10 protein-coding genes are annotated in these 11,239 nt (G+C 62.4%); 6 read left to right on the top strand and 4 right to left on the bottom strand.

Annotation, left to right across the window (positions count from 1 at the left end; translation table 11 throughout):
• Positions 1 to 126: 126 nt before the first annotated feature.
• Positions 127 to 729, bottom strand: coding sequence for a toluene tolerance protein (locus tag NFW30_RS16840; protein ID WP_295358224.1), 603 nt, complete (start codon positions 727 to 729; stop codon positions 127 to 129).
• A 152-nt stretch (positions 730 to 881) separates the two neighbouring features.
• On the opposite strand from NFW30_RS16840, the gene pyrF reads away from it, so the two are divergent.
• Positions 882 to 1,721, top strand: a complete 840-nt coding sequence (gene pyrF / locus NFW30_RS16835; RefSeq protein WP_295358221.1) for an orotidine-5'-phosphate decarboxylase — start codon at positions 882 to 884, stop codon at positions 1,719 to 1,721.
• Positions 1,722 to 1,784: 63 nt separating this feature from the next.
• On the opposite strand, the gene gyrB is transcribed toward pyrF, so the two are convergent.
• The 3 genes from gyrB to dnaA all read right to left on the bottom strand — a co-directional run bounded on the left by gyrB (position 1,785) and on the right by dnaA (position 7,070).
• The gene (gene gyrB, locus NFW30_RS16830; RefSeq protein WP_295358228.1) at positions 1,785 to 4,256 is read right to left on the bottom strand and encodes a DNA topoisomerase (ATP-hydrolyzing) subunit B; all 2,472 of its coding nucleotides are present in this window, start codon (positions 4,254 to 4,256) and stop codon (positions 1,785 to 1,787) included.
• Positions 4,257 to 4,321: 65 nt separating this feature from the next.
• Positions 4,322 to 5,455, bottom strand: coding sequence for a DNA polymerase III subunit beta (gene dnaN, locus NFW30_RS16825; RefSeq protein WP_295358219.1), 1,134 nt, complete (start codon positions 5,453 to 5,455; stop codon positions 4,322 to 4,324).
• A gap of 214 nt (positions 5,456 to 5,669) precedes the next feature.
• Complete coding sequence (gene dnaA / locus NFW30_RS16820) at positions 5,670 to 7,070, bottom strand: chromosomal replication initiator protein DnaA (protein ID WP_295358216.1); 1,401 nt, start codon at positions 7,068 to 7,070, stop codon at positions 5,670 to 5,672.
• 315 nt (positions 7,071 to 7,385) lie between these two features.
• Here dnaA and rpmH point away from each other — a divergent pair, with 315 nt between their 5' ends.
• The 5 genes from rpmH to mnmE are packed head-to-tail and all read left to right on the top strand — an operon-like array spanning position 7,386 to position 11,212.
• A complete protein-coding gene (gene rpmH / locus NFW30_RS16815) occupies positions 7,386 to 7,520 on the top strand; it encodes a 50S ribosomal protein L34 (RefSeq protein ID WP_287693549.1) in 135 nt (44 codons plus the stop codon).
• Entirely contained in the window at positions 7,517 to 7,915 is a 399-nt protein-coding gene (locus tag NFW30_RS16810; RefSeq protein ID WP_295358212.1) for a ribonuclease P protein component, read from the top strand. Before rpmH ends, NFW30_RS16810 begins: the two co-directional genes overlap by 4 nt.
• Positions 7,916 to 7,919: 4 nt before the next feature.
• Positions 7,920 to 8,129 (top strand): membrane protein insertion efficiency factor YidD, encoded by a 210-nt coding sequence (yidD, locus tag NFW30_RS16805; RefSeq protein WP_295358209.1) that lies wholly within the window; start codon positions 7,920 to 7,922, stop codon positions 8,127 to 8,129.
• Positions 8,130 to 8,154: 25 nt separating this feature from the next.
• The gene (gene yidC, locus NFW30_RS16800) at positions 8,155 to 9,870 is read left to right on the top strand and encodes a membrane protein insertase YidC (protein ID WP_295358206.1); all 1,716 of its coding nucleotides are present in this window, start codon (positions 8,155 to 8,157) and stop codon (positions 9,868 to 9,870) included.
• Positions 9,836 to 11,212 carry a tRNA uridine-5-carboxymethylaminomethyl(34) synthesis GTPase MnmE gene (gene mnmE / locus NFW30_RS16795; protein ID WP_295358203.1) on the top strand — a complete coding sequence of 459 codons (1,377 nt, stop codon included), beginning with the start codon at positions 9,836 to 9,838 and terminating at the stop codon, positions 11,210 to 11,212. Before yidC ends, mnmE begins: the two co-directional genes overlap by 35 nt.
• Positions 11,213 to 11,239: the final 27 nt, after the last annotated feature.

Raw genomic sequence — 11,239 nt, 5'->3', positions numbered from 1 at the left:
CCGCGGACCTCTTGCATGCCATGCAAGCGCTCTCCCAGCTGAGCTATACCCCCGCTCGAAAGAAGCGGCGATTATAGGGTTCGTGCAAGGCGTTGTAAAGACAACCGCGCTGCGTCTCACGGCGTCTCAAGAGGCTTCGGTGCGGCAGCCCGCGAGCACCGCTGCCGTGTCCACCAACTCGCTTTCGCCGGCGGCCGCGAGCAACAGTCGAAGATTGCGGCGCCGCAGATGCCGACTCAGGCGCCATGGTCGCAAGCGGGCATCGGCGATGTCGATGAGGCCAAAGCTGCCATCGGGCAGATGAAGGACGTTTCCCAAGTGCAAAGAGCGGAAGTAGACTCCCTTGTCATGCAGCTCGATGACGAAACGGGTAAACGCGGTCCGCAGCTTCTGCCTCGTGTCCACGTCCATTCCCGCCCGCAGAAGTTGCCGCAGGCTCACCCCCGGCAATGGCTGGTAGTGGACCGCGTCACGGGCGAGCGACGGTATGCGCATGATATCGATGATCTCGGGCACCGCTATTCCCCGCCGCCTGATGGCCACGGCGTTGTCGGCAAAACGCCGTGCATACGGATACCATGCCGCTGAAGACAACAGCCGCTTGCGACGAAAGAGCTTGAGGATCGTCCCGTCCGCCAGGCGCAGGACCTTGTCGCCAAAGCTGTCGGCTTCCAGCACCTCGGCACCCGCTCGCAGCCGCTGGTATTCCTCCGCTGTGATTCTCTTCACCTGTACGCCACCTCCGACGGCGAAAAACCTTCCAAAGATCTCGCCCGTCCGCACGGCGCTTCCTGCTCCACGTGCCGCGCAAGCCGTTGCTGCCCACATCCCACAGGTGCAATTGACCGTAGAATGACTTCTTTTCCTGCCGCCATTCGACGATGAACTTCATGCATGCACTCACCTCGGCCTGGTACGAGCGCAACAGTCTCCTTTGCGTCGGCCTCGATCCCGACCCTGCACGCCTGCCCGCGCATCTCAAGGGCCGGGCGGACGCGATCCTCAAGTTCTGCCGTGCGATCGTCGACGCGACGGCCGACCTGGTCTGTTGCTTCAAGCCACAGATCGCCTATTTCTCCGCCTGCCGTGCCGAAGAGCAGCTCGAAGAACTGGTGGCCCACATCCACTCACGTCATCCTGGCGTACCCGTGATCCTCGATGCAAAGCGGGGAGACATCGGCAGCACCGCCGAACAGTACGCGATCGAAGCCTTCGACCGCTACCAGGCTGACGCGGTCACGATCAATCCCTACCTCGGACGCGACTCCGTCGCTCCATACTTGGCGTATCGCGACAAGGGCGTCATCCTGCTCTGCCGCACGTCGAATCCGGGCGGGAGCGACCTGCAATTTCTCGATGTCGGCGGAGAGAAACTCTACGAGCGGCTTGCCCGCCTGGTCAGTGACGAGTGGAACGAGGGCGGTCAGTGCGGCCTCGTCGTCGGTGCCACCTTCCCGCGCGAGATTGCCCGCGTCCGCGAGCTGACCGGCAACATGCCGCTCCTCGTTCCCGGCGTCGGCGCGCAGGGCGGCGATATCGAAGCCACCGTCCGTGCGGGCTGCAACGGCGATGGCGGCGGACTGATGATCAATTCGTCGCGCGCCATTCTTTACGCCAGCTGCGGCGAAGACTACGCTGCCGCAGCGCGCACCGTTGCCCGCGAAACCCGCGACGCCATCAACCGCCATCGGCCTTCGGCATGTCTGGCGGCCTCGCCATGAGCGGGCTCTGTAACCGACCGCCGCAGACCGTCGCGTCGGTATCGACCGCGATCGCGGCGTCGATCACACGTCGATGTTGCGCGCCGCCAGCGCATTCGTCTCGATGAAGTTGCGTCTGGGCTCGACCAGTTCCCCCATCAGCGTGCTGAAGATCTCGTCGGCACCGATCGCGTCTTCGACCTGCACCTTGAGCAGCCGGCGCACTTGCGGGTCCATCGTCGTTTCCCATAGTTGCTCCGGGTTCATCTCGCCGAGACCCTTGTAACGCTGCTTGCTGACGCTGCGCTCGACCTCGCTCAGAAGCCATTGCATGGCCTCGGCAAAGCTGCTGACGCTCTTCTTCCTGTCGCCGCGGGCGACGAAGCCACCAGGGCCGAACAGGCCGGCCAGGATCTCGGCAGTCTTCCGCAGCTGGGCGTAATCACCGCTGAGCAGCAGGTCGTCGTCGATCACCCCGAGCTTCAGATTGCCATGCAGGATCTTTTCGAGCCGCAGTTGCCGGCGCTCGTTGACCGAATCATAGCCGGCCACGATGTTGATCTCGGACCGGCTGTGCAGCGCTGCCATCAGCGCCCTTGCCGTCGCCGCCGCGGCCTGTTCATCGGCGAGATCAAGCTTCAGGTTGCCGTCGATCAGCGCATGCAGGACTTCCGGGTTGATCAGATGCGACAGTCGGTTGATCACTGCCTCGGCGAGCAGGTACTCGCGTGCCAGCTGCTCGAGTGCCGAGCCGCCGATCGCCGCAGCACCAGCCTGCGGCGTCAGCACGGCTCCTTCGAGCGCCAGGGTGAGGAGGAACTGTTTCAGCGCCTGGTCGTCCTTGATGTAGCGCTCGACCTTGCCGTGCTTGACTTTGTACAGGGGTGGCTGGGCAATGTAGATGTGTCCACGTTCGACGAGCTCCGGCATCTGCCGGTAGAAGAAGGTCAGCAACAGCGTGCGGATGTGCGCTCCGTCAACGTCCGCATCGGTCATGATGATCAGCCGGTGATAGCGCAACCTCTCGGGCTTGTACTCGTCCTTGCCAATCCCCGTACCCAGGGCGGTGATCAGGGTGGCGATCTCCTGTGACGAAATCAGCTTGTCGAAACGCGCTTTCTCGACGTTCAGGATCTTTCCCTTCAGCGGCAGGATCGCCTGGAACTTCCTGTCCCGACCCTGCTTCGCCGATCCTCCGGCTGAATCGCCCTCCACCAGGTACAGCTCGCAGAGAGCCGGATCCTTTTCCTGACAATCGGCCAGCTTGCCCGGCAAACCGACGCCATCGAGGAGACCCTTGCGTCTCGTCATCTCCCTCGCCTTGCGAGCCGCATCGCGTGCCCGTGCCGCCTCGACGATCTTGCCGGTGATGACCTTGGCGTCGATTGGCCGCTCCTGCAGAAACTCCGCCAGTTTCGCGGCCACCACTTCCTCGACTGCCGGACGTGCCTCCGACGACACCAGCTTCATCTTCGTCTGCGAGGCGAACTTCGGGTCGGGCATCTTCACCGACAACACGCAGGCAAGTCCCTCCCGCATGTCGTCGCCGCTGATGTCGACCTTCGCCTTCTTGGCGATCTCGTTCTCTTCGATGTAGCGGTTGATGACGCGCGTCATGGCAGCGCGCAAACCGGTCATGTGCGTACCACCATCCGCCTGTGGAATATTGTTGGTGAAACACAGGACCTGTTCGGCGTAGCTGTCATTCCACTGCATCGCCACCTCGACGCTGATCGCTCCGCCGGCGGTCACCGATTCGCCCGCAGCGTGGAAGATGTTGGGGTGCAAGACGCTTTTCGTGCGGTTGATGTATTCGACGAAGCCCTTGACACCACCGAGAAAGGCGAAATTCTCCTCCTTGCCCGTGCGCTGGTCGTTCAGCCTGATCTTGACACCATTGTTGAGAAAGGACAATTCCCGCAGCCGCTTGGCGATGATCTCGTAGTGGAACTCGACATGGCCGAAGATCTCCTCGTCAGCCATGAAGTGCAGTTCGGTACCGCGCTTCTCCGTCTCGCCAACCACCCGCAGCGGCGAAACCTCGACGCCGTCGCGCATTTCGACCAGACGGTCGAGCACGGCCCCGCGCCTGAACTCGATCATGTGTTTCCAGCCATCACGGCGGACGATGAGCCGCAGCCAGCGGGACAGTGCGTTGACACATGAGACGCCAACGCCATGCAGCCCACCGGAAACCTTGTACGAGTTCTGGTTGAACTTTCCCCCCGCGTGCAGCACGCACATGACGATCTCCGCCGCCGACCGCCTTGGCTCGTGCCTGTCGTCGAGCTTGATGCCGGTCGGTATGCCGCGCCCGTTGTCGCTGACGGAAATCGAGTTGTCAGCATGAATGGTGATCACGATGTCATCGCAATACCCCGCCAGAGCCTCGTCGATCGCGTTGTCGACCACCTCGAAGACCATGTGGTGCAGGCCAGTCCCATCCGATGTGTCGCCAATGTACATGCCGGGCCGCTTGCGAACGGCTTCCAGACCCTCCAGTTGCTGAATGCTCGACTCGTCGTACGTCTCCGTCTGCTGCTTCTCTTCGTTCATCATCAACCCGCCATCCTGCCGCCGTTCAACCTCTCTGCCACGATCCTTGCTCCTGCCGCTGCGATTCAGATGCGCATTGGCATCACCACATACTTGAAATGATCATTCCCTGGTATGGTCAGCAGCGCACTCGAACTGGCATCGTTGAATCCCCAGTCGATCATCTCGCCAGCACTGTTGTTCAGGACATCAAGCAGATACGAGACGTTGAAGCCGACATCGAGTGGCTCGCCACTGTACTCGACCTCGATTTCCTCCTGCGCTTCCTCCTGCTCGGCGTTGGCGGCGATGATCTTCAGGCTGCCGTCGCCAAGAACCAGGCGAACACCGCGGAACTTCTCGTTGGTCAGGATGGCTGCCCTGACCATCGACTGCAAGAGGACACTCCGCTGCACGCGAATGACGTCCTTCAGTGTCAGCGGTATCACCCTTTGATAGTCCGGGAACCGGCCATCGATCAGCTTCGAGACGAGGCTGATCTGTCCGAACTGGAAACGGATCTGGTTCGTCAGGATGTCGATCTTCAGGGGCTCGTCCGTGTCGGCAAGCAGACGGTTGAGTTCCACTACGGTCTTCCGCGGCAGGATCAACTCCTGGCGGACCTCGCTGCCCTCGCCACTGCCACCCGATTCCTCGGCTAGCGGCATGCTGGCGTAGGCAAGCCGGTGGCCATCGGTTGCCACGGCCCGGAGCTGACCATCGGCGAGCAGCAGCAGAAGGCCATTGAGGTAATAGCGGACATCCTGCGTCGCCATCGAGTAGTGGGTCTGCGCGAGCAACTGCCGGAACTCCTTCTGCGTCAGCTTGAGGCTGCGCGCGTCCTCCTGCTGCGACAGGCTCATGCTCGGGAAATCCTCCGCCGGCAGCGTCTGCAGGTTGAAACGGCTCCGGCCCGCCTTGACCTGCAAGCGTCTGTCCTCGAGCAGCACGCTGACCTCCGCCGTTTCCGGAAGCGATCGCAGGATCTCCTGCAACTTCCGCGCTCCCACGGTCACCGCGCCCTCACCTTCGCCGCCGACATCGGCGGTCGAAGTCGTGATCTGGATTTCGATGTCGGTAGCCAGCAGGGTCAGCACCTCGCCACGCTTCTCCAGCAGCACATTCGACAGGATGGGCAACGTGTGGCGTCTCTCCACGATTCCCGAAACAGCCTGCAACGGTGCCAGAAGAACGTCTCGCCGTGTTTTGATAAGAAGCATATATATCTCAATCCTATAAAGAACAAGGTTCGAACAACTCTGTTGATATCCTCATTTACATCATTCAATTCATCACTTTAGCCGCTCTGAGGAAGGGTGTAGAAGGGCGGTATGAAGCTGTGGGGAAAAAAGGAGAACTTGCTTCCGGGACGCTTCGTCAGCGGTTGTCCACCCTCAGCCAGTCGATTGCCCACCGACTTTTCCCCTGCCCCGATCACCCCTTGAGCACCTGCTCGAGCACGTGCACATCGTGGTTCAAAGCCTCATCCTTGATGCGCAACTGATCGATCGTGCGTACCGCGTGCAGCACGGTCGTGTGGTCGCGGCCGCCGAAGTGCTCGCCGATCGCCGGATAGCTCAGCGATGTCAGGTTCTTAGCCAGCCACATCGCGATCTGTCGCGGTCGCACCACGACGCGTGTCCGCTTCTTCGAGAAGAGGTCGGCCACCTTGATCTTGAAGTACTCTGCGACCGTCTTCTGGATTCCTTCGATCGTGATCTGTCTGTTGACCGAACCGATGACGTCCTTCAGCGCCTCCTTGGCAAGTTCGAGAGCGATCTGTTGGCCATGAAACGCGGAGTAGGCAAGGACCTTCTTCAGGGCTCCCTCAAGTTCGCGGACGTTCGAGCGCAGGTGTTTGGCAATGTAGAACGCCACTTCGTCGTCGAGCGCCACCTTTTCCTGCTCCGCCTTCTTCTTCAGGATCGCCACCCGCATCTCGGTCTCCGGCGGTTCGATCTGTACCGTCAGGCCCCAGTCGAAACGCGTCACGAGGCGGTCCTCGAGACCGGAAATGTTCTTCGGGTAGGTGTCACAACTGATCACGATCTGTTTCTTGGATTCGCTCAAGGCATTGAAAACGTAGAAGAACTCTTCCTGTGTTCGGTTCTTGCCGTTGAAGAACTGAACGTCGTCGAGCAGCAGGACGTCGAGCGAACGGTAATACCGCTTGAAGACATCAAAGGACTTCTGCTGATAGGCGCGGACGACGTCGGAATAGTAGTCTTCGGCGTGGACGTAGCGCACGACCTTGTTCGGACGCTGTTGCAGGATCGCATTGCCGATCGCGTGGATCAGGTGCGTCTTGCCGAGCCCGGCACCGCCATAGATGAACAAAGGGTTGTAGCTGCTGCCTCCAGGGCTGTCGGCGACGCGATGCGCAGCGGCGCGGGCCAGGTCGTTGGCCTTGCCGACGACCAGGTTGTCGAAGGTGAAACCAGCGATCAGACGTGTCTTCTCGTAGCCGGAGCAGTCTCGCTCGCTACTGCCGACTGCGATCGAGGCAGCCGCAGAGCCCGTCGCGGCAACGGTTCGCGCAGCTTCTCCCCTCTCGGCGGCAGCGGCTGAAGCTTCGCTGGTCGTGCTCCGTCGCTCCGCCAAGCTGAGCGTGATACTGACCGGCAGTGCGAAATACTCGCTGCCAAGCGCCTCGATGCGCGCCAGGTACCGCTCCTTGACCCACTTGAGGATGAATCCGTTGGGCGCCAGCAAGCGCAGGCCGTTGGCCACCTCTTCCTCGCCCTCGAGACGAAGCGGACGGATCCAGGTGTTGAACTGCTGAGGCGGTAGTTCCTGCTCGAACTGACTCAGACACGAGGCCCAGAAACTACTCATCGGCGATCATCGTGACAACGTCCGCGTGCCAGACCAAACCCTGGTCCGCTACGAAAAACAGTGGCTTTTCCCATGGAATCAGAAGCATCGCTGGCGTTGCCCGGGATGGTTGGCGGCCACGACAGTACCTGTCCAAGCGATGCCGACCTTCCCCCGATGGCCCGCTGCCGCTCCTGTCAGAACCCGCAAGGTGCAGATTCTAACCCGTTGCGGGGAAGTTATCCACAGCTCCGGAAAAAATATGGCCTTGACAAGGGTTGCCCCGAAGCTGTCTAATCGCGACTTTTTTCCGGCTTTCACTTCAAGGGCTTAGCCATGAAACGTACCTATCAGCCGTCAGTCGTTCGCCGCAAGCGGACACATGGCTTCCTTGTCCGCATGTCCACTCGTGGTGGACGTGGCGTGATTCGCGCCCGCCGCGCCAAGGGTCGCCATCGCCTTGGGGTTTGAGCCACCGGCCGCAAGCGGCGTGTGAGGGCCAGACGCGCGCGGCGGCTTTTCCAAGGACCTGCCGGCTCCTCAGGACGGATGAGTACTCATCCGTTTTCGCTTTCCGCAGGGCACTGAAGAGCCGCCATTTCCTGCTACATTATCGTCCCCGGCAGGCTGTCGAAGGTGCCGGAGCGCGGCTCGGTCTGGTCGTCGCCAAGCGTTTTCTGCGCCGCTCCGTCGACCGGAATCTGCTGCGACGGCTGGCAAGGGAAGAATTCCGCCTGCTGCGGGTCGACCTGTGTTCGCATGACCTCGTCCTGCGCCTGGCGGTCAGGCCGGCGCCTCTCGACCGGAAGGCCATGGCCAAGGAAATACGCCGCCTTCTCTGCAAGCTCGCTTCACCCCGACCATGAGCCGATGAAACATCTTCTGCTTGCGCTGATAGCCTTCTACCGCTACGCGGTCAGCCCCATGCTCGGGCAACGCTGCCGCTTCTTTCCCAGTTGTTCGCAGTACGCAGCCGAGGCGGTACGGCGTCATGGTGCCTGCCGCGGCGTGGGCCTCGCACTGCGTCGGCTGTCACGTTGTCACCCCTGGAATCCGGGCGGTTTCGATCCGGTACCCTGACCAACGACTGAACAAGTAGGTTTTCATGGACCACCGACGCCTCCTGCTGCTGCTCATCTTCTCTTTCTCGCTGGTCATGCTGTGGGATGCGTGGCAGAAGCACAATTCGCCGAAAGCGCCACCGGTTGCGGCGGCTGGCACGACCGAAGCGCCGGCCCCGAAGCCCAGCGGCAGCTTGCACACGCCGCTGCCGGAGCCACCGGCACCGGTCGCTGGCGCGGTCTCCGAGAAAGCCGAGACGGTGACCATCAGCACGGACCTCTTCACGGCCGAGATTTCCCTTCAGGGCGGCGACATCGTCCGCCTGCAACTCAAGGACTATCGCGACAGCGTCCATAAGGAGCGCGTCTTCGCGCTCTTCGAGCCGAAGCACCAGTACTACGCGCAGAGTGGTCTGATCGGCGACGGTCTGCCGAATCACAAGACGCGCTTCTCGGTGGTACCGGGTCTTCGTGAGCTTTCCGCGGATGCGCAGGAAGTGGTGCTGCGCCTCGAAGCGGAGGCGGCCAACGGCGTCCGGGTCGCCAAGACCTACACGTTCAAGCGCGGCAGCTACCTGATCGGGCTGAAACAGGAAATCGAGAACGCCGGCGGCAAGGAACTCGTCGCACACGCCTATTACCAACTGCAGCGCGACGTCAAGGCGCCCGACGGCGAGAGCTCGATGGTTTCGACCTTTACCGGTCCTGCGGTCTACACCGAGCAGGACAAGTTCCAGAAGGTCACCTTCGCCGATATCGAGGCCGGCAAGGCCAAGTTTGCGAACAAGGCGGACAACGGCTGGATCGCGATGATCCAGCACTACTTTGCCAGTGCCTGGATTCCCGAGCCCGGTTTGCCGCGTGAGTTCTACATGCGCAAACTGGAGAACAGCCAGAAGCCGGCAGTTGCCGCCGGCGTCATCGTCCCGGTGCCGGTGGCCGCTCCAGGCACCAAGGTGGCTCTCGAAGTGCCGCTCTACGCCGGACCGCAGATCCAGACGACGCTCGACCAACTGGCGAAACCAAAGGCCGACGGCGGCATCGGTGCGCAGGGACTGCCGCTGGTCGTCGACTATGGCTGGTTGACGGTCATCGCCGCGCCGATCTTCTGGTGTCTCGAGGCGATCTACAAGGTGGTAGGCAACTGGGGTTGGGCGATAGTCATCCTGACGATCATCATCAAGCTGCTGTTCTTTCCGCTGTCGGCCGCCAGCTACAAGTCGATGGCCAAGATGAAGACGGTGACGCCACGGCTGATGCAACTCAAGGAGCGCTACGGTGACGACCGCCAGAAGCTCAACCAGGAGATGATGGCGCTCTACAAGCGCGAGAAGATCAACCCACTCGGCGGCTGCCTGCCGATTCTCGTCCAGATCCCGGTCTTCATCGCCCTCTACTGGGCCCTTCTCGGTGCCGTCGAAATCCGCGACGCGCCCTGGATTCTCTGGATCAAGGATCTCTCGGCACCGGATACGCTGTTCGGCGTGATTCCGGTCATCGACATGCCGATCGGCCTGTTGCCGATCATCATGGTTGCCTCCATGATCCTGCAGACCAAGCTCAACCCGACACCGCCGGATCCGATCCAGGCCAGGGTCATGCTGATGATGCCGTACATCTTCGGCATCATGTTCTTCTGGTTCCCGTCCGGCCTGGTGCTCTACTGGGTGGTGAACAACATCCTGTCGATTGCCCAGCAATGGCAGATCACGCGGATGATCGAGAGTGGCGGAAAGGCCGCCAACGACAGCAAGGCCTGAGCGGGCAGGAGCCAGCGACACCATAGCCGCCATTGGCACGGCCAGTGGCCGTGGCGGCATCGGCGTGATTCGGGTGTCCGGCGCGGGCCTGCTGGACTTCGCGCATCGCCTGAGCGGCAAGCGACCGGCGCCGCGGCATGCGACCGTCTCCGACTTCCGTGCCGCCGACGGTACGCTGATCGACCGCGGTCTGCTGCTCCACTTTCCAGCGCCGCATTCCTTCACCGCCGAGGATGTGCTCGAGCTGCACGGGCACGGTGGTCCGGTCGTCCTGCAAATGCTTCTCGGCCGCTGCCTCGAGCTCGGCGCCCGACTCGCCGAACCGGGTGAGTTCAGCCGCCGCGCCTACCTCAACGGCAAGATCGACCTCGCGCAGGCTGAAGCCGTCGTCGACCTGATCGATGCGGCGACGACCGCCGCCGCCCGCAGTGCCCTGCGTTCCCTGCAGGGCGAGTTCTCGCGCGAGGTGGGCCAGCTTGTTGACCAACTCGTCGAACTGCGGGCACTCGTCGAGGCGACGCTCGACTTTCCCGACGAGGAGATCGATTTTCTCGAGGCCGCCGACGCCCATGGCCGCCTCGACCGCCTGCAGGCGCGTCTCAACCGGGTCTTCGAGCGCGCCCGGCAAGGCCGTCTGCTGCAGGCCGGCCTGCATGTCGTCCTCGCCGGCCAGCCGAATGTCGGCAAGTCGAGCCTGCTGAACTGCCTCGCCGGGGACGACCTGGCGATCGTCACCCCTGTGCCGGGTACGACACGCGACCTCGTTCGCGGCACGCTGCAGCTCCAGGGGGTACCGCTGCACATCATCGATACCGCCGGACTGCGCGAGACCGAAGACCAGATCGAGAAGATCGGCATCGAGCGCACCTGGCGCGAGCTAGAACGCGCCGACGTCGTCCTCCTCCTTGCCGATGCGCGTCAGGGTGTCGGCGCTGCCGAGCGCGAGATCCTCGCCCGCCTGCCCGCGCATCCGACACGATTGACCGTCTTCAACAAGATCGACCTCGTCCCGGCGCGCCCGGAACGCCGCCAGCGGGACGATGGCGTGATCATCTCGCTTTCCGCCCGCTCCGGCGAAGGCGTCGAGCTGCTGCGCCTCGAGCTGCTGCGAATCGCCGGTTGGCAGCCGGCCGAGGACGTCTTCATCGCCCGCGAGCGCCATCTGCAGGCGCTCGTGGGTGCGCGTGAGCATGTCGCCCTGGCGCAGGCACAACTGCCACGGCTGGAACTCCTGGCCGAGGAGCTGCGCCTGGCACAGCGCTCGCTCGTGGCGATCACCGGCGAGTACAGCAGCGACGAGCTTCTCGGCGAGATCTTCGGCCGCTTCTGCATCGGCAAGTAGCGAGCCTTCCGCAGAGCCCCGCAACGT

Source organism: Accumulibacter sp., from assembly GCF_023806635.1.
In the GTDB taxonomy this organism is placed as follows: domain Bacteria; phylum Pseudomonadota; class Gammaproteobacteria; order Burkholderiales; family Rhodocyclaceae; genus Accumulibacter.
The sequence above is the reverse complement of the archived record's forward strand: the minus strand, read 5'-3'. Positions and strand labels throughout refer to the sequence as shown.